Annotated in this window: 18 protein-coding genes and 1 tRNA gene; 1 reads left to right on the top strand and 18 read right to left on the bottom strand. The window is 40.3% G+C overall.

The window, feature by feature from the left end:
- Positions 1-60: 60 nt before the first annotated feature.
- From AN213_RS06015 to rppH, 17 genes are all read right to left on the bottom strand, one after another.
- Positions 61-135, bottom strand: a tRNA-Arg gene (locus AN213_RS06015).
- Between the two features lie 144 nt (positions 136-279).
- Entirely contained in the window at positions 280-945 is a 666-nt protein-coding gene (locus AN213_RS06010) for a FlgO family outer membrane protein (RefSeq protein ID WP_055197933.1), read from the bottom strand.
- Positions 946-948: 3 nt separating this feature from the next.
- Positions 949-1,623, bottom strand: a complete 675-nt coding sequence (locus AN213_RS06005) for a FlgO family outer membrane protein (RefSeq protein WP_054562231.1) — start codon at positions 1,621-1,623, stop codon at positions 949-951.
- A gap of 14 nt (positions 1,624-1,637) precedes the next feature.
- A complete protein-coding gene (locus AN213_RS06000; RefSeq protein ID WP_055020737.1) occupies positions 1,638-2,231 on the bottom strand; it encodes a FlgO family outer membrane protein in 594 nt (197 codons plus the stop codon).
- 54 nt (positions 2,232-2,285) lie between these two features.
- A complete protein-coding gene (locus tag AN213_RS05995; protein ID WP_055197931.1) occupies positions 2,286-2,888 on the bottom strand; it encodes an SPOR domain-containing protein in 603 nt (200 codons plus the stop codon).
- Positions 2,889-2,901: 13 nt separating this feature from the next.
- Positions 2,902-5,868: a hypothetical protein gene (locus AN213_RS05990; protein WP_055197929.1), complete on the bottom strand. Its 2,967-nt coding sequence runs from the start codon at positions 5,866-5,868 to the stop codon at positions 2,902-2,904.
- 20 nt (positions 5,869-5,888) lie between these two features.
- Positions 5,889-6,680: a molecular chaperone gene (locus AN213_RS05985; RefSeq protein ID WP_055197927.1), complete on the bottom strand. Its 792-nt coding sequence runs from the start codon at positions 6,678-6,680 to the stop codon at positions 5,889-5,891.
- 8 nt (positions 6,681-6,688) lie between these two features.
- A complete protein-coding gene (locus AN213_RS05980) occupies positions 6,689-7,156 on the bottom strand; it encodes a DUF4402 domain-containing protein (protein ID WP_055197925.1) in 468 nt (155 codons plus the stop codon).
- Positions 7,157-7,178: 22 nt separating this feature from the next.
- Positions 7,179-7,772, bottom strand: coding sequence for a DUF4402 domain-containing protein (locus AN213_RS05975; protein WP_055197923.1), 594 nt, complete (start codon positions 7,770-7,772; stop codon positions 7,179-7,181).
- 111 nt (positions 7,773-7,883) lie between these two features.
- Positions 7,884-8,426 carry an SPOR domain-containing protein gene (locus AN213_RS05970; RefSeq protein ID WP_055197921.1) on the bottom strand — a complete coding sequence of 181 codons (543 nt, stop codon included), beginning with the start codon at positions 8,424-8,426 and terminating at the stop codon, positions 7,884-7,886.
- Positions 8,427-8,566: 140 nt separating this feature from the next.
- Complete coding sequence (locus AN213_RS05965) at positions 8,567-9,103, bottom strand: SPOR domain-containing protein (RefSeq protein ID WP_160318715.1); 537 nt, start codon at positions 9,101-9,103, stop codon at positions 8,567-8,569.
- Positions 9,104-9,563: 460 nt separating this feature from the next.
- On the bottom strand, positions 9,564-10,445 hold the full coding sequence (gene galU, locus AN213_RS05960; protein WP_054562235.1) for a UTP--glucose-1-phosphate uridylyltransferase GalU: 882 nt from the start codon (positions 10,443-10,445) through the stop codon (positions 9,564-9,566).
- A gap of 26 nt (positions 10,446-10,471) precedes the next feature.
- Entirely contained in the window at positions 10,472-11,323 is an 852-nt protein-coding gene (locus AN213_RS05955; RefSeq protein WP_054562236.1) for a thymidylate synthase, read from the bottom strand.
- 13 nt (positions 11,324-11,336) lie between these two features.
- Complete coding sequence (lgt, locus tag AN213_RS05950; protein WP_054562237.1) at positions 11,337-12,140, bottom strand: prolipoprotein diacylglyceryl transferase; 804 nt, start codon at positions 12,138-12,140, stop codon at positions 11,337-11,339.
- Positions 12,141-12,154: 14 nt separating this feature from the next.
- Entirely contained in the window at positions 12,155-12,964 is an 810-nt protein-coding gene (locus tag AN213_RS05945) for a sulfite exporter TauE/SafE family protein (protein ID WP_055020682.1), read from the bottom strand.
- 208 nt (positions 12,965-13,172) lie between these two features.
- The gene (gene ptsP, locus AN213_RS05940; RefSeq protein ID WP_055197915.1) at positions 13,173-15,449 is read right to left on the bottom strand and encodes a phosphoenolpyruvate--protein phosphotransferase; all 2,277 of its coding nucleotides are present in this window, start codon (positions 15,447-15,449) and stop codon (positions 13,173-13,175) included.
- A 34-nt stretch (positions 15,450-15,483) separates the two neighbouring features.
- The gene (rppH, locus tag AN213_RS05935) at positions 15,484-16,002 is read right to left on the bottom strand and encodes an RNA pyrophosphohydrolase (protein WP_054562240.1); all 519 of its coding nucleotides are present in this window, start codon (positions 16,000-16,002) and stop codon (positions 15,484-15,486) included.
- Between the two features lie 540 nt (positions 16,003-16,542).
- On the opposite strand from rppH, the gene mutH reads away from it, so the two are divergent.
- Positions 16,543-17,214 (top strand): DNA mismatch repair endonuclease MutH, encoded by a 672-nt coding sequence (mutH, locus tag AN213_RS05930; RefSeq protein ID WP_055198056.1) that lies wholly within the window; start codon positions 16,543-16,545, stop codon positions 17,212-17,214.
- A 50-nt stretch (positions 17,215-17,264) separates the two neighbouring features.
- Here mutH and eno read toward each other — a convergent pair whose 3' ends face one another.
- Positions 17,265-18,563: a phosphopyruvate hydratase gene (gene eno, locus AN213_RS05925; RefSeq protein WP_055020681.1), complete on the bottom strand. Its 1,299-nt coding sequence runs from the start codon at positions 18,561-18,563 to the stop codon at positions 17,265-17,267.
- Positions 18,564-18,610 lie beyond the last annotated feature (47 nt).

Here is an 18,610-nt window from a genome sequence, read left to right as displayed (position 1 = left end):
GGTCATTAGTAATTATATTTTTGATGAAATTATTAGGGGTGATATTCAAAAAATGAGATTTGGTAGCCCCTACAGGAATCGAACCTGTAACTGCCCCTTAGGAGGGGGCCGTTATATCCATTTAACTAAGAGGCCACTCAAAAGCTGAGGTGCTTGTAGCTTGTAGCTTGTAGCTTGTAGCTTGTAGCTTGTAGCTAAAATTATAACGGTCTAAGGCTTTGGTAATCAAGAGAATAAACCAATCGACTTGTGAGTAAGTCGATTGGCAAAATAATGAGGCTAGTTAACGCTAGCTGTTGCTGATTTGATTGATTCATTTTTTAGCACAAAATAAGGGATCACTTTTTGTGCGCTGGCAATAACCAGCTTTGAGTTTAAGTTAATTACTCGAGCATTCACTTCAACACCATTTGGGCGGTATATCAGCGTGCCTGTAAGTACATGGCTCGCGATGCGACGCTCGGCTAACTCTTCTACATCTCGCGACATCACAAAATCACCACGTGAGGTCACACTAATGATATCCATCGCTTTAAAATCAACAACGCCAAAACCAAATTTTTGCAGCTGGTGCATCATTGTTTCAGAGAGTTGATTACCAAGTTGAGAACTATTTTTTAGGCTCGCATCTAAATCAACAAAGCTAGTAATGGCTATTCCTAACTCGCTTTCTTGTTGCATGGTATCCACTAACTCAAGGGCCATTTGCTCGACATAATTAACAACGGTTTTATGGTGTTGATAAGGCACAAATAAACGATGGTTAGCGTTATCTTGCTGCATATCTTTTTGCTCAAGCGCTTGTAGCATAGCAACGTAATCGACTTGAGTACTTGATGATGCAGGCATATTTTGAGCTGTATTTTGCGGCTCTGCTGATTGCTCTGGCAACAATTGGCAGCCAGATAGTGCGAGCGTTAACGATGCTAAGATAAAACCTTTCATAGCTTACTCACTTGCTTGTTTTAGTGTAATACCATCACTGCGGTTGGTACTATCAAGGGCATCAACCACTGATTGCGGGATAAAACCTTGCGCTGACCCTACAACTGCTTTGCTTGCTAAACCAACAATACGCGCATTCACGAGCACACCACTTTGATGATTAACCAAAGTACCTGCCAATACATAATTGAAGTTTTGGTCTTGGCTAAGCTCTAAATAATCACGACTGAAAACATAATCACCACTTGGCGTAACACGCATATAATCCGTGGTTTTAAAATCAATGACAGGTACACCAAATGCATGAAGTTCATGAATAAAACTTTCGGCTATTTGATTACCCAGCAAATTTGTTGAGTTGTAATCTGCATCAAGGTACACAAAGCTTGAAACAGCAACTGGTGTGTTATCACTAACATATTGCAAGTTTTCAACTAAATCCTGCATGATACCACGTACATAGTGATTGATATTTTTACGCGTTGGGGCTGCTGTAAAAGTGCTGTTATTCATTACCGCCTGATTGGTTTGAAACACACTGTCATTACTATGCGGCGCGGCAACTTCTCTTTGCGCAGCTAACTGAGGATCATTTTCGTGTTGTGTTGCATCACCAGTTAACATTGACGAGCAACCAAAGCCAAACGGCAAACATAAAGTTAAAATTAAACGTTTCATTAAATGAGTTCCTCTTAATATTCGCTTCGATACAACTGGCCATCACGTTGCTGAACTTTTTCAGCGCCCCACATTACATTGATAGGGATCTCAGTGCTTGCTGCTGACACAATTCGCAGATCTTTGGTATTCACTAATCGGGCATTTACTATGTAGGCATGTTGTTGCCGCGTCAGTGTGCCGGTAATAACAAAGTCAATATTCTGACGTTGACGTAAGGTATTTACATCACGACTAAGTACACTATCGGCCGATTGCTGCAAATTTAAAGTATTTTCTAATCGATACTCTATGGTATGAAAACCAAGCTGAGTAAATTGCGTTAATAAACTTTCTTGAATTTGCTGACTCAAGCCACTGCCCTGATCTTCTGCTAAATCAGTACCTAAGCCATCAGCCATATAAAAACTGGTCACAGCAATACGTGCATTGCCTTTGTAAGGGCCTTGAATACGGCTCAGCTGACTACTTAAATCAGCAACGTATTGATGCACCGTATAAGGTGCCATCGGCGATTTTGGGGTTTCTCTAGGGGGCGTTTTTTGTGGCTCTTCAGTTAAGCTACAACCCACCAACACTAAAAAAACTGAATAAAATAACAGGCGCATAATTGCCATCCTCACTAAACTTAGTAAGTACAAAGCAATAATTATGCCTAAGTATTATTGTTGATGGGATAAATCAAGCGGATTCTGTACATAATGTGATACCAAGCATGCCACCCCGACTGATGCTAACTTTTTACAATCATTAGCTGCTTGCTGCTTTTGTTGATATGCACCAATTTTCAAACGATGAAAAGTGCTGCCATTCACTGTTACTGACTCTACATTAGCAATAAACTGGCCATTAAGTAGCGCCGGCGCTTGTTTTTTAATTTCAGCAAGGCGAGCTGTTAGTCTAGGTAATTCTGTTACGGAAGCAAGTTGTAGTGCAAATTTGGCTGAAGGCTCAGCTATAAACTGAGGTGCGGTTACAGATGACTTTTTAGTCTTTTCAGGCTCAGTTTGCTGCGCATTTAGCAAAGTAAGTTGTTCAGTGAGTAAGGTTAACTCACTTTCTATTGTCAGCAAGCGCTCAAGCTCTGGCTTCATCGCTTGGAATTGTTGATGCGACTGCCTCAGCTCTATAAGCTCTTGCTGGCTAATTTTTACTAAGTTTTCTTCACTCACTTGTGGCTTTGACATGCTTTGGCAACCAATGATAGGAGTAACCAGTAAGACTAACCATACTTTCTTCAGATTTTGAAAAGTCGTAAAAACCATAATTTGCTCCTTGCTAGTGTTGAACATGCTGCTCTGTTACATGGCATTTAATTGCTTGTGATATTAGCTGCACACATTGCTGCTCAAGCTCGTTTGCAGACAGTGGGTCAAAGCCAATCGCAAGCGTGTAGTGTGCATTTGCTTTATCGTGTATATAAAAAGCGTTATGTAACCCTTGCTGTAACAAACGCTGTTTCACCAATGAGTAATACACCTTTAAAATTTTCAGTGAATTAAACTTGCCAATACTCGCTAAATATCCCTGGCGCTTTTCGAGTGGCCGCAAAGTAATATCAACCCCCACCAGCACATCACCTTTAGGCGATAATTTTATTTTGTGTGTTTGAGCACTGGTCAGTGATTTTTGCTCTTGGTATTGCTTATCAACTACCGCCTTATACTTACCGGGTTTAATATCAGTAAACAAGTAATAGCCATCATAAGCCGCTTGCGTAGTAGCTACATCATTACCTTGTTCATCCACTAAAGTAATTTGGGCATAAGGTTGAACATTAGAGCCTTGCTCTGTTTGCTGATAAACAGTACCTTCTATTTCGCTGGCATTATTTACTGGGTAATCCATGTACTCAACAAAACCTGCTCGTGGTGTTATGGAGAAACCATCGTGGGCGGGGATCATAAAAGGATCAGCAAAACTATCACGGTCGAGCACTATATCTGTTGTGCGATTAGCTGGCATAGCTGAAAGAATCGCAATACCTTGTTCATCGGTAATAGCTTGGCGATAATTTTGTAAGCCTTTTACTTTAACACCCGCCAAGCCCTTTTCATTGTAGTCTTTAAGGCCATTATCATTTTCATCTAAAAACACATTAACCATCAAACTACCAGTATTGGTCAATGTTCGATTACTCATAAATGGCTGATTATATTGACTATCAAAGCCAAAACTAAATCGACTATTTAAGCGAATCTGCCATTGATCATTGCTGTCGTAATTAACATTACTGCTTAAGTTAATCCTGTCATTTTGCCACGTTAATCCTAATTCGGCAGACTGAACATCGTAATCTAGAGAATCCCTTAACGTTAGTTCTGTTTGTAAGCTTGGGCCTAAACTTCTGCTAAACTCAGCTTCATAACTCACTATTTCACTAACCGGAGAGAGTCGATAATTAACCCCAAATCGACTATACACTCTACCTAGGCGTGTTTGTAAACGCGTCGTACCATCAACACTTTCTTGCCCAACACTTAAGTCTTGCCACTGCAATAAATTATTTATAGAGACGTTTGCATAGCTGTAATTTAAACGGTTATAAATTTGCTTTAAATCACCACTTTGTGCATGTTGAATCAGAAAGTTGTTCTGATAATTAAGCCGCCCAAAATCATTTTTCATCAGCTCACCAGACATATCAAACTGATAGCTTTTCAGCGTTATATCTCGACCATTTTGATTATCAGTACGGTTCGTTGCGCTGAATAGCAAAGACTGATCAGCCAATTTAGTTCTTGTTGTTAATTCAAATTCTCTTTGTTGTTGATTATTTTCTTCATATTCCAGATTAACCAAAAACCTGTCTAACAAGCTAAGGTTCGTTCCTAGAGCAACATGATATAGCTCATTTTGCTCTCGTTTTTGCGCCATGAAGCCTGAATACATGGCAATGTTATCACTCACACCATATTGGTATCGCCCTGCAGCAACCCAGCCCTTGTTGGCACTGTAGTTACTGCTGCCAAGTAACTGCTCACCTTGCTCTGAAACAGATAGCTCATAAACAGCTTCCCCTTGCTCAAGCTGCGTGCCATCAATGTAGTAATATTCAGTTTTTCGCTCTACTTGTCCTTGTGGGCCATAAAAGATCAACTCAAAGCTGTTTTCACCAAACAGTAAATCTATATCAGCAAAAACATAGCGACCATCAGTCAAGCTCAGCTGCTGATCAATTAAAATGCCATTACGATATAATTCAACATCCCAACCTGGCTGTACTGCACCAGTTAGATTCACCCGATTATTATCAATAGCTTGCCCTAGTTGATAATTCGAAATTTTAACCCCGCGACCGTATTGGTTGTTATAACGGCTGCCAACTTGCGTAGCTGTGACATCACCTACTTCAATAAGACTTGCAGCAAGTGGACCTAACAATTGATTATTCACATCTTGCTTGGAGAAAGTTAGCCTTGAGTTATTCAATAAATCACTTTCACGACCCGATAAAAAGTATTCCATCGTTAAATATGCAAAATCTTGCGAGCCAAGTAATGAGTAACTAGCCTGACTGCCATCATTATCTTGGGTATAATTCAATTGTAAGTCAGCCACAGGGACAGATAAGGCCTGATATGGGCTTGGTTTCCAAGGTAAGGTTGCTTGTTTTTGAGTACTATAGCTTTGCAGTTGTTTTTTATGACGCTGCGCTTGGGCGACAACTGGATAAACAGACTCAGTTTCAATATGTAGCTCTAAGCTTGCGTAGTCAGAGCGGTGCTTAAATTCTAAAGCCTCTGCAAGTACTGCTGCCTCAATATAAATATCATCGTCAACACTAATTTGTTGCTCAGTAAGCTGCCACTTTTTGTTATCTGTAATCAGCTCTTTTTGAGCTGTTAATTGAAAGGCTTTATTAGTGTTGATGAACCAACCTTCTGCCCTCTCGGCCGATAAATCGACATTGATTGCTAATTGTAAGATATCAACTAGCCCTGAAAGCCCCAGCAATATGTCTTGATCAGACTTAAGGGCAAAAACCTCACCTAAATAATTTTCATTTAAATAAATTGAAAATAGCAAAAACTCCCCAGTCGCAATTCGCTGCTGGGTGTCTAAGGTGTCTGCAGAATGATTGACAGCAGGTGTATGCTTTGATTGTGGAGCATGAAGCTGTTCGCCATTTAGCTTAGCCTTTATGGCATTGAGTCTAGCTAGTACATCCTCTGTACTCACAGTCGAATTAGCAAAGCTAATAGGGCTTAATAGCATAAGCCCTAACGCAAATAAGCGATTCATAAATTTTTTCGCATTAATCCCTAATGTCGAATAGGCAATGAATATGAGCCAAAATCGACGCCTTCATACTCATCGGCACCTTGATATTTAAGCTCAATGTTCCCTTGTTTTGGCATCTGTTTACCAGAGAATAAATCTAATAATACAGTCGCTTGTTCAATTTCAGGGTATAAGCTTAGATTCCCGATTTCTGCGATTTTTTCTTGTTTACCTGCAGAGTTAGTAACATACGCGCTAAGTCGACCGTAACTACTAAAACCTTGTTCTTCTGTTAATTTAACGGCAATTTTTGGTTTTTTGTTTAGAGAATCTTCAACTATTTCTGCAGTTTGAAATGTAACTTTTGGTAGCTCACCTTGTTCACGATATATAACTGGAATACTAAAACTCAAAATCATGTTTACTTTAAGCCCAGCCTTAGCTGCTTTATCTTCATTTGGTAAGGCTTGAAATAGTAAATGAGAACGATATTCCCCTTTAGCCAAATTCTTAGGCTTTCTAATTGCTATTTTAATCGTTTGCCTTTCGCCCGGTGCTAAGCGAATTTGCTTTGGAGATAAGCGTGCCATAGGAGAAAGGCTCGTGGTTTCTGGCTCACTCAATGTTTGATAACCACCTGCGGGGAGCGCTAATTTTTCGCTCCATACCACGCGGTATGTACGGTACTCTTCTGAGCTATTAATAACGGTGACTTTTGCGCTACGTTGGCGCTCATCAAATGAAACCCGCGTTGGTGAAATAAGTAAATTTGCCGTTGCGTATTGACTGAATAAAACAAAAAAGAGTCCACATAAAAGACGTTTTGCGAACATATCTATCCTTAGTAATCGACCGATATTTCTAAATAAGTTGAAGAAGAGTAATGACCATCTGCGTATGGTTTAGCGCTGCGATCTGTTGTTAATGTACCGCCAATAAATACTTTTGCCTCACCGAACTCATTGCTAATCACAAATTTGGGAAAACCATTTAGACGTACAGAAAATCCAGCACTTGTACTGCCATCTACATCATGTATTAGCTGAGCTGTAGAAAGTGGCTTTATCTCTAACTGAGTTCTGGCTGGTAAGCCAGTGAGTAATAACTCTGCTGGGCGGCCATTTTTAAGTACATAAACAGAGCCCTGTGTATTGATACTGCCATCATCTTTGACAATTACAGAGCTGGTATTTGTATTAGCTAAAATAACCAGAGTGCCAAAATCAAGCGCTTGTTGCTCTGAGCTCGCTGCTTGTAGAGGCAAAGAGAAAACAGAAAATAGCACAGTGGCTAATAGCAAGAAGCGCATGATAAATTGCCCAAACTAATAATTAATAGGCAACTTCTAGTTGAAAAGTTCCTGTATACTCAACATCACGATAAGGCTCAGATGATGATGTATTTGCGGTAGATAAATTGGCACCAATGTTAAACTCAACACTGCCGTCAGCATCTGCTGTTAAATTTGGGCTGCCAGGAAGATAGTAAGCGTTGGCATTTGGGCCAGAAGTAATAAAATATCTCCAACCATCAACAATAAAGTTTGGCTCATTTAAACCTTGCCCATCAGAAGCTAAAGTATTAGCAGTGGGATCAGTAATCGACAAACGCGCATTTGGCACCGCTTCCGATACCGTAAATGAAGCAGGAGACCCTTGCTCAATAATTGAAATAATCGCAGGAGATACATCTGTTCTTGTTGAAACAGGGCTTGCATCAGGTTCTGGGTTGATAGTTAAAACAGCTTGCGCAACACCTAAAGGATCGGCTACGGCACGAATAGTACCAAAATTTAGATCATTTCCTTTTGTTAAAACAACTGAGTTTTGAACCTTTACTGTTGCACTGAAAGATTCAGTAGTGGCATAAGAAGAAAAAGCAGAAAATGCTAATGAGCATGCAATTAGAGAAAGAGGTAATTTCATATTAAGTCCTTATAATTAAATGGCTAAGCCATTTTTCTGTATCTTAAGCTTTATCGACCTCTAGAACAAATACTTTAAGATTAATTACCTAATTTTTAAGAGGAAAGATGCTTAAAGCATCTCTCCAATAAATGGTGCCGTCACACAGGTTTGCCCCATTCTTTTGGCTATCTCACAAAATGCAGTAGCCTGAGTATAGTTTGCAAATGGACCAGCCCTCAATCCATACAAGGTTACGCCTTTTTGCTCTCGTGTTTTAAAACGAAAATCAAGGTCATTTAAAACAGCAGGATAATCACGTTTAAGCTTTAAGAGCTGATGACTAACTTTTTTCGGCGTTAAATATAAACCTAATTGCACGCCCGCTTCAGCCGCTTTATTTGCTGCAATAATCGCCTCAAATGAGTCTGTGGATGATGCTTGCTGTACTTGCGTTTGTTCGCTTTGATGAATAATCACATCATTTTGTGGCTCAAATTGTGATGGTTGTGCGGTTAAATCGCTATTGGCTGAAAGCACTTCGATTAACAACGCAAGGTCTTTTTCCATCAACGCAAGACGCTCAATACTAGGTTGTTTATTATGCCACTGGGCAGCAAATTGCTGTACTTGCTGCTCAGTGTAAGCTGGCTGGGTTTGCTCTTGGCTCATCATACATGCTGTTAGAGCAGTTAAGCAGATGGTTATAAATAGATATTTCGAGAAAATAGAAAAATGCATGGTGACGTCAATTCTAAAAAAACAGACTTAAATCTTAGCAATAAAAATGCCATCTTTAGAGTGAATATTTGACGCTAAAAATAAATTCGGTTGTCAGTGTAGTTACTTACCCAGCAATCAATGCCTTGTCGTTTAATCGCTTCACAATCAGCTTTCGCGTTTTTCAAATACTTATAGCCACCAAACTTAAGTCGATAGTAGGTATGCTCATTTACATCAGCGACTTCAACATTAAGTATCGGCTTTCCTTGAAAAATACTGGGTGCTCGTTTAGCCATTTTCTTTAATGTATAAGCTAGATCTTGTTCCGTATTAACAGACGCTAATTGCAAAGCAAATGCATAGTCAGGTTTAACAGAGTCTTTAGAGTCGCTTGATAGTGCTTGAGAAGTATCAGCCTGATCTAACACTGTACTGACAGGTTCACTTTGGGTTTGCGCCAACAAAAGTGAGTTTTGCATTAGCGTTACATCGCTAAGGTACTGAACAACATTGAAAACAGGAAGCTTGTTAAAAGAGATATCAGGAAATGCCTTATTACTGCAACCAGACACAGTCAATAACACCAACAGGTATATACTGTAACGCAAAGGTTTTGAGCAATATTTCATAAGTAGGATTCTTAAACGTACCATTAAAAATTTGCTTCTTTTTAAAGAAGTCTATCTGTTAGCACTTACCTATACAAAAACCATAAAAGTGATTTACGGCATTGCATAAGAAAACTCTAACACATTATTTGTTATTATAATATTTTCAGTACAGTGCTTAACTAACTGCAATAAAAACTTAATGACACCCTAATACTTAAGTTTTCATATTAGACAACCTAAAGCAATAAAAATCCGTCTTTACATAGGTATTTTTATAAGTATAGCTGAGTTTAACTATCCTACAGGGGTAAATAAGCATCTCACTGATCTTTAATCTTAACAATGCGTTAAGACTTAGGTATATCAGAAAAATCCTTTATTGGGTAATAATCGACAATTGGGAGGAACATGTAAATAACAAAAAAGTGCCATATAGACACTTTTTTTACATAATTTTCAACTAGGTAATTTGAATTGCTTATTTAACCAGCGACTTTATGAAGTCTGTAAGCTCACCTTTGAATTCATCACGACGCAGTGCAAACTCAACGATGGCTTTTAAATAACCAATTTTGCTACCGCAATCATGGCTTTTACCCTTCATTGAGTAAGCATCAACAATCTCTTTTTCCATGAGCATGGCAATGGCATCTGTTAATTGGATTTCATCGCCTGCACCGGCTGGGGTTTTTGCAAGTAATGGCCAAATATTTTTGCTCAATACATAGCGACCCACAACAGCAAGATTTGATGGTGCTTGATCAACTGGAGGCTTTTCAACCATATTTAAAATAGCTGCGCTTTCACCTTGATTGATTTTTACATCACCTAAGTCGACAACACCGAACTTGTCTACTTCGTTTTGCGGCACAGGCTCAACCATAATTTGGCTCTCGCCGGTGGTTTCAAAACGCTGGATCATTTCAGCTAAGTTATCTTTTTTAAGGTCACTTGCTACATCATCGATGATCACATCCGGTAAGATAACAACAAACGGTTCATCACCTATGATAGGTGCAGCACAGTTAATCGCATGACCAAGGCCTTTCGCTTCACCTTGGCGAACATGAATAATTGTTACATCTTTCGGGCAGATTGATTGTACTTCTGCGAGTAACTGACGTTTAACACGCTTTTCAAGCGTTGCTTCTAACTCAAAACTGGTATCAAAGTGGTTTTCAATTGAGTTTTTACTTGAATGCGTTACTAGAACAATTTCTTTAATTCCTGCTGAAATTGCTTCATTTACAACGTACTGAATCAACGGGCGGTCAACAATAGGAAGCATTTCTTTAGGGATTGCTTTTGTTGCAGGTAACATACGCGTGCCAAGACCAGCAACTGGGATCACTGCTTTCATTGATTTCTCCTTAAATTTTATTGTTCTTAAACTGAAAACGGATACTTAATTGCATCGTGACACTGATAACCTACTACTTCAAAATCGTCTTTTGTAACCCAGGTTTCAATGTCTTCTAGTGATTTAATATTTGGGTTTATTTTTAATTCTGGCGACGCGAATGGCTCACGCTTAAGCTGCACATCACGCATCAACTCAAGTTGGTTTTCATAAATATGCGCATTCGCTATTTTATGATACGCCTTACCCGGTTTGTGGCCGGTGATTTGTGCAACTAAAGCAAGTAACACAAAACATTGAATTTGATTAAAGTTCAAACCCAGCGGCACATCGCAGCTACGTTGGTATGATGTTAAGTATAAGGTATCGCCCAACAAAGAAAAGGTGTGCGTGTGCATACAAGGGCGTAAACAGCCTAACTCAAACTCACCTGGGTTATAAAAAGTGACGATTTCACCGCGATCATCAATCCCTTTTGATAAGTTATCGATAACTTTTTTAAGTTGATCAAGGTGGCTGCCATCCGGACGTTGCCAACTGCGGCCTTGCACACCATACACTCGACCCATATCATCTTCACCACGACGATGTGGATTTTCAAGCCAAGCTTTGTTTTCGTTTGCGTTAGCATTCCAAGTCATACAGCCGATATCACGAAACTGTGCAGCGCTGTCGTAACCACGTAAATAACCAAGTAACTCCGCAATCGCCGCTTTGTAAAAGCTCTTGCGCGTTGTTATTAGCGGAAACTTATTATTTGCCACATCATATTCAAGATCGGCATTAATAACGGTTAAACACTTAGTCCCTGTGCGTTTGTTCTCAACCCACACACCTTCGTCAACAATACGCTGACATAAATCTAAATACTGTTTCATTGATTTGCTCTTGTTATGCTTTGCTTGCCACGCTGTGTTGCGGCTTTTTATAGGCCCATATTAACAAACCAAGGCCACCAATTACCATCGGCAATGACAGTATTTGTCCCATCGAGATAAAGCCTGCGAATAAACCTAAATGAGCATCTGGCTCACGGAAATATTCAACAATAAATCTAAACACGCCATAGCCAAGTAAGAACACCCCAGCAACACTTCCCGCTGGACGAGGCTTTTTGATAAACCATTGTAAGATTAAGAACAGCACCAAACCTTCTAAAAAGGCTTCGTATAATTGTGATGGATGACGGGGCTCTGGGCCACCTGATGGGAAAATAAACGCCCAAGGTACATCTGTCACTCGGCCCCATAACTCGCCATTAATAAAGTTACCAATACGTCCAGCTAATAAACCAAGCGGTACGAGTGGCACTACAAAATCGCCCACTTCAAATAATGATTTTTTACGGGTCCAAGCAAAAATTGCAATGGCTGTAATTACACCCAGAGTGCCACCATGGAACGACATACCACCTTGGTCAATTCTAAATAAATACAATGGGTTTTCAATAAAGTAGCTGAACTGATAAAACAATACATAACCAATACGGCCGCCTAGTATTACCCCGAGCATGCCGTAAAATAATAAGTCACTAACTTGTTCTTTTGTCCAACCTGAGTTTGGTTTTTCTGCTTGACGATTAGCAAGCCACATAGCCAAAGCAAAACCAATTAAATACATTAAACCGTACCAACGTACGCTAAGCGGGCCTACCGAAAAAATAACCGGATCGATATCTGGAAATTGAAGAGCCATAAAAATAAAAACCTTTAACTAAACACCATTTTAAGCGCAATTATGACAAGTAATAGCGCGAATACTTTTTTTATTGTTGCCACAGGCAAGTAATGCGTGGCTTTGGCACCTATTGGCGCAATGAGCGACGAGGTAACCACAATCCCCACTAACGCAGGTAAATACACAAATCCGGCAAATCCATCACTGAAAGATGTTAATTGCCACCCGGCAGATACGTAACCCACCGAGCCGAACAGCGCAATGACAATACCACATGCAGCAGCACAACCAATGGCCTTTTTAATATCAACAGAAAAATAATGCAGTAGCGGCACAATAAGCGCCCCGCCGCCAATACCAATTAGCCCCGACAGCGCTCCCATTATGGCACATAAAAAGCCAAGAATAGGCCCTGATGGAAGCGGTTTTTCACTGGCGGCTTTTTTTCGTGTCGATAACACCATTCTGAGCGCGATAAACACCACGCTACCAGCAAAAACAAAGCGCAGTAGCTGCTCGGGGATAAAGCTTGCTGCAAAACCACTGATCAATGCGCCTAGGCCAACACCAGTCATAACCCATGGGGCAATTTCCCAAGGCACGTTAGCATTACGATGATGAGCAAGGGCTGAAGAAGTCGAGGTAAAAATAATGGATGCTAACGAGGTTGCTATCGCGATGACTAATACATGGCTTGGGTCGGCAACATTGAACGATACTAATAGCGCACTAAGCACCGGTACGATGATAAGACCACCACCAATACCTAATAATCCTGCTAAAAATCCAACCACGCTGCCCAAAATTGCGCAGTACACCATTAAAAGTATTACGTCATGCATAGCACACTCATATATTCAATTTGTTATATACATATACTAAACTAATATATATACCCAAACCACCTCAAGATGCGAGTTTCAGTTGGAATTAAAAGCGATTTAGNTACCATTCTTGCAAAGTAACGCCTTGATATTAAGCACCTGTGAAACGCTGAATTCTACATCTTGAGATGGCTTGGGTATAGGCGCTTCACAGCACAATTTTCCCTCATGATTGGCCTTGGCTTGGGGTATAAAATAGCTCACCGAGTTGATGTTCAATCATAAAGTTACGCGTTAACCTGAGTACATGTTTTGCTGTGGGTTGTAATAAACACTCTGCAAGTAACTTTTCCATATCACTGACATTTAATCGCCTAAGCACAAACTTAATTTTACTAATCGAAGCGTAGTTCATACTCAAGCTTCGATAACCCATCGCAATAAGCAGTAAAGCGCCTTCAGGGTCGCCTCCTAACTCACCACACAAACTAAATGGCAACTCATGTTGTTGACACTCTTGTGCTATTTTTAACAGCACTCTAAGTACACTTGGGTGATAAGGGTTAAATAGCTCAGCAACGCGGGCATTAGAGCGATCAACTGCCAGCATATACTGGGTTAAATCGTTGCTACCTACAGAGCAAAAATCGACTTTTTGCGACCACTCTTCAAGCATAAATACACTTGAAGGTACTTCTAACATCACCCCGATTTCTGGGCGTTCTATTGCCTGTTCGGGGTATTGCTCACTTAACTCAAAATAGGCTTGTTCGAGCAATTTTAACGATTCATCGACTTCCTCTGAACCACTGATCATCGGCAGCATGATTTTTAAATTACCCAAACCAATATTGGCTTTTAACATTGCCTTGAGCTGATCTAAAAATAGCTCTGGATGGTCTAAGGTCACGCGAATACCACGCCAACCTAAAAATGGGTTTTCTTCTGTTATATTGAAGTAATCTAAAACTTTATCGCCACCAATATCGAGTGTACGCATCACCACAGGATTAGGGTGGTAACTCGTTAGCACTTCGCGATACCAGCTTTCTTGCTCTGACTGTGAAGGAAATTGGCCTTTTTGCATAAACCAGGCTTCGGTGCGATAAAGGCCTACCCCATCGCAAAATGGCTTATTGTCATGCTCGGTATTTAATTCAAGACCCGCGTTAAGTAATAAACTAATGTGTTCGCCATCTTTAGTGACGGCATCTAGGCTTTGCTCTGCAACAAAACGGTCATTCAATAAGGCTTCTTGATATTTGAGCTGACTGTATTCCTCTTGCAGCATTTGTGAAGGAGAAATATATAAACGCCCTGCATAGGCATCTAAAATCATTTGCTTGCCTTCAAACTGCAATAACGGCACATCTTCAATGCCCCAAATAGCAGGGATCCCCATAGCACGAGTTAATATAGAAGCATGACTATTTGCCGCACCATTAACACTCACAACCCCGGCAAGTTGCCCTTTAGGTACTTCAGCAAGCATTGCGGGGGTTAATGTACCGGCAATTAAAATAGTGTCTTTAGGGTAAGGTTTTGCCGCATGCTCAGTATTAACTAAGTGATGTAAAACCCGTAAACCAATATCTTTAACATCAACAGCACGCTCTTTAATGTAAGGATCTTGCATGGCATTAAATTGAGTCACTAATTTCTCAATAACAATTTTCAGGGCGCTTTTAGCATTCCAGCCTTGTTGTAATTGCGCTTCAACATTTTGACCAAGACTTTTGGCATCAAGTAATTGTTGGTACACATCAAATACAGCAAGCGCTTCTTGAGGTATTGAATCGCTAAGTGTCATCGATAAGGTATTAAACTCGTTCCGTGTTGCAGCAACTGCTTGTGTAAATAGCTTACGTTGGGTGCTCACATCGTCGTCTTTTTGCAGTTCAATAGAGCTAAAGTCAAGTTTAGGGATCACCACAAAGGCTTCACCTATAGCAATACCTGGTGCACTTGATACCCCTTTTAATACTGAGGTTTGGTGTGAAAACTCATCGACGCGTAATATTTCTTTTATTTCTGCATGAGCTAACTGAGAAGCTAGCTGTGCCGAGAGCGTAATTAAAAATGACTCTTCGTCAGGGCTAAAAACACGGGCTAGTTTTTGTTGAACAACAATAACGCCTAAAACCTTTTTCTGGTGCACGACTGGCACAGATAAGAACGCGTTATAGCCTTCTTCATTGACTTCAGGTGAGAGTTTAAAACGTGGATGAGACTTAGCAAAAGCGATATTAATGGGCTCTTCACGCTGAGCAACAAGACCAACGAGACCTTCGGTAAAGCCTATACGAAACTTACCCACTGCATCTGGGTTGAGGCCTTGGGTGGCCATCAATACAAAATTATCTTGGCTGTAATCTGCAAAATAAATCGAGCAGCACTGTGTTTGCATGGCATCTTTTACCATTTGCACAAAACACCCCAGCGCACTATTTAAGTCCGCCTGTTGCGACACTGCCTCAGCAATTGATCTGAGCGTGGCTAACATGATGCTGCTCCTTTGATTTTAAATAAGGTTGCCCTTATCGTTTATGTCGCCAATGATCTTTGTGTTGCTCTCGTTTATTAAACGGCATTGCAAACGGAGCAAACTCTTTCATTACTCGACGATATACATCGCGCTTAAACGAAACAACTTGCCTAACCGGATACCAATAACTCACCCATCGCCAATCATCAAACTCGGGGTGATGAGTTTTAAGTAAATCTACATCTTCATCTTTACAACGAAGTTTCAGTAAAAACCATTTTTGTTTTTGCCCAATACACACAGGACTTGAGTCTCTGCGAATTAAACGCTTGGGTAATTTATAGCGTAACCAATGTTTAGAACTTGCGACGATCTCAACGTCTTCAGGAAGCAAGCCCACTTCTTCGTGTAATTCTCTGTACATGGTTTGCTCTGCTGTTTCGCCGTCATCAACACCACCTTGGGGAAATTGCCAAGAGTGCTGACCATAGCGACGAGCCCAAAATACTTGTCCCTGATTATTGCAAATTACAATTCCGACATTGGCACGAAAACCTTCGGCATCAATCACCTTAGTGCCTCATTTGTAAGTCGATTTTTATTGATTGTTCCACATAACCTGCGATACAGCAAACACTTTACACCTAAGCCTAAATTAGATTGAAAATTTATTTTTTAACAAACATGTTTAATCAAGGTGTTACGAAGTAATTATTATAAAAATGTGCTGTTTGATTAAAATAACTATTTACAACCGTATTTTTATCACCTTACCCACAGCTTGTGCATAACTTTTGTAAATCATGCCTAAATTGCAAACAAATCCACAATCCACAGTTTAAATATCCACTTTCTCCACAGAAACTGTGGATAAACATGTTTATATATCTGTATTTATACAAACAACTGTTTAATTAATGAAATAGAAACAACATAAAAAAACAGTAAAACAATTAAATATCAGTTAGTTAGGCTAGAACATCCAAAACTAAAACTGATTATTTTTAGCCCACACTTAACGTGCGCAAAAAACACCCAAACACAAAGATATCCACTAAGGCGTGCATTTGCTATCATGAACCGGATAAATAGACAATCAAATAAACGCCTTATGCGACCAATAAAACCCGCTTCTATAAAAGAATTAATGCAACGTGTTGATGCTATTGCAGGCCTCACCCTAGGGCAGCTAGCTGAGCAATACCAGTTTAAAACCCCTGACGATTTACTTCGTGAAAAAGGCTGGACCGGGCAACTTATCGAATATGTGCTCGGCGCAACAGCGGGTTCAAAACCAACACCTGATTTTGAAGAGTTAGGCATTGAGCTAAAAACCTTACCTATTTCATTTAAAGGCAAACCACTCGAAACAACCTTTGTTTCGGTAACGCCGCTATTAAATGTAACCGGAATGACTTGGCAACAAAGTACGGTTCGTAAAAAGTTGAATCATGTTTTATGGCTACCGATTTTAGGCGAACGTGAGATACTGCCTTTTCACCGTACCATAGGCAGTGGCTTTTTATGGCAGCCAAGTGCAAAGCAAGATGCCCTTTTACAGCGTGATTGGGAAGAACAAATGGAGCTAATCGCCCTTGGTCGCGTAGATGAAATTTCGGGTCATTTAGGTGATGTAATGCAAATAAGGCCAAAAGCTGCCAATAGCAAAGCGCTGACTGACGCTATTGGCCCAAATGGCCAGATAGTACAAACCTTACCTCGCGGCTTTTACCTAAAAACCAGCTTTACTGGCGAAATCCTAAAACAACAATTTCAGCTATAAAAAAACCTCCCGAAGGAGGTTTTTTAAAGTCTTGATGAAGCTAAGCCAGATTACTGACCTTTAACCTCTTTAAGACCGTTGTAAGGTGCTTTCTCACCTAATACTTCTTCAATGCGAAGTAATTGGTTGTACTTAGCAATACGGTCAGAACGGCTTAATGAACCCGTTTTGATTTGACCAGCTGCAGTACCTACTGCTAAATCAGCAATTGTCGCATCTTCAGTTTCACCTGAACGGTGTGAGATAACAGCTGTGAAACCAGCATCTTTAGCCATTTTGATAGCAGCAAGCGTTTCAGTTAATGAACCGATTTGGTTGAACTTGATTAGGATTGAGTTAGCAATACCGTTATCAATACCACGCTTTAAGATCTTCGTGTTAGTTACGAAAAGGTCATCACCTACTAATTGTACTTTGTCGCCAATTAGTTGTGTTTGGTGTGCGAAACCATCCCAATCAGACTCATCTAAGCCGTCTTCAATTGAAACAATTGGGTATTGCTCAGTAAGGCCTTTAAGGAAGTGGTTGAATTCTTCAGAAGTGAATTTTTTACCTTCGCCTTTAAGGTCGTAGATATTCGCTTCTTTGTCGTAAAACTCAGATGCCGCACAGTCTAGAGCTAGAGTGATATCTTTACCAAGCTCATAACCTGCATTTGCAACAGCAACCTTGATTGCAGCAAGTGCCGCTTCGTTTGATTCAAGGTTAGGAGCAAAACCACCTTCATCACCTACTGATGTAGAGTGACCTTCAGCTTTAAGTACTTTTGCTAAGCTGTGGAATACTTCAGCGCCCATACGTAATGCTTCACGGAAATTTGAAGCACCAACTGGCTGGATCATGAACTCTTGAATATCAACAGAGTTATCAGCGTGCTCACCACCATTGATGATGTTCATCATAGGTAATGGCATTGAGTAAACACCTGATGTGCCGTTTAGGTCTGCAATGTGCTCATAAAGCTCAACGCCTTTAGAGTTAGCAGCCGCTTTAGCTGTTGCTAAAGACACAGCTAAGATAGCGTTAGCACCTAGTTTTTCTTTATTTTCAGTACCATCTAAGTCAAGCATTACTTGGTCAACAGCTTTTTGATCAACTGCGTTTTGGCCTTTAAGCGCTTCAGCGATTTCGTTATTGATATAGCCTACTGCTTTTAAAACACCTTTACCTAGGTAACGTGCTTTATCACCATCACGTAATTCAAGCGCTTCGCGAGTACCTGTTGATGCACCAGATGGTGCTGCAGCACGGCCCCATGAACCATCAGCTAAATGTACATCAGCTTCAACAGTTGGGTTACCACGCGAGTCCATGATTTCGCGACCAATCACTTTTACGATTTCTGACATCTTGATTCCTCTTTTCCCGAAAATGGTGAGTTAGTGCCAATTTTATT

It is taken from the genome of Pseudoalteromonas sp. P1-8, assembly GCF_001399985.1.
Classification (GTDB): Bacteria; Pseudomonadota; Gammaproteobacteria; order Enterobacterales; family Alteromonadaceae; genus Pseudoalteromonas.
The sequence above is the reverse complement of the archived record's forward strand: the minus strand, read 5'-3'. Positions and strand labels throughout refer to the sequence as shown.